The organism is Acinetobacter sp. (genome assembly GCF_036666595.1).
Lineage (GTDB): Bacteria > Pseudomonadota > Gammaproteobacteria > Pseudomonadales > Moraxellaceae > Acinetobacter.
Genome location: NZ_JAVWVO010000059.1, coordinates 1 through 825 on the forward strand (window position 1 = coordinate 1; position 825 = coordinate 825).

The window sequence follows — 825 nt, forward strand, 5'->3', positions numbered from 1 at the left end:
CTAAACTCGCATCTACATATTGCGCCGTCAATTTGTGATTAAATAAACCTAGAAAATGAATAGTTTCTACTTTTTGTTGACGACCACTTTGTTTAATTTTATGGGTATAGGTATAAGGCAAAGTACCTTGCATTCCAGTTAAACCGACCATTAAATTGGTTAAATGGATCTGTTCTTTTTCAAACTTGAGTGTTTCAATTTCAGAAACAGGAAAATTAAGATTTAAAGAACTATAGAATTTAAAATCATTCGCCCAATATCGTGTTTTCGGTGAATCAGGTATGTGTCGCAACAAACGTGTCGCCTGAATAAACGCATAAGATGTAGGCCTTGTCATCAAATCATCAATTACAGAAGCTTCTTGCCACCAACGTTCTGTACGCATTGGTATAACTCCTGTTGTGTATTTGAATCTCTTACGAGCAGATCGACATAGCTATTCATTTGAACTTTTAAACTAAAAATATGACTTAAAAGTTGAGTGAAAATATAGAGGCTGTGTCCCCTAAAAATGTGTGAATCAATGGATAAATTCACCTTCACGCCACGCACGAATAAAGGAAAAGGTTTGGCTTCTATCAATTTTTGCGTCAAAGAAAAATCAATCTTTTTAATAGAATCAATAATGAGATGGTTTTCTTTTAATTTAGGCAAATTATACAGCTCTAAAAGCTCCTTAATATGACTGATGGCATCTCCTTTCATTAATGACAAAGTATTGAGTGAAAGATGAGAAATAATGCGCCATTGCTCCTTTTTATTTTGAGCAAAAGAATAAGATGGCGTTGGTCTTTTTAAAATAAGAGCATACCGTGCCAAATTACT

Annotated in this window: 2 protein-coding genes; both read right to left on the minus strand. The window is 33.8% G+C overall.

The features are described 5' to 3' along the window. The coding region (locus tag RR876_RS16715; protein WP_332637160.1) for a type VI secretion system baseplate subunit TssG at positions 1-385 on the minus strand (385 nt) is incomplete at its 3' end. Beyond that, positions 349-825, minus strand: a 477-nt coding sequence (locus RR876_RS16720; protein ID WP_332637161.1) for a type VI secretion system baseplate subunit TssF, incomplete at its 5' end; no start/stop codon positions are given. The genes RR876_RS16720 and RR876_RS16715, both read right to left, overlap by 37 nt.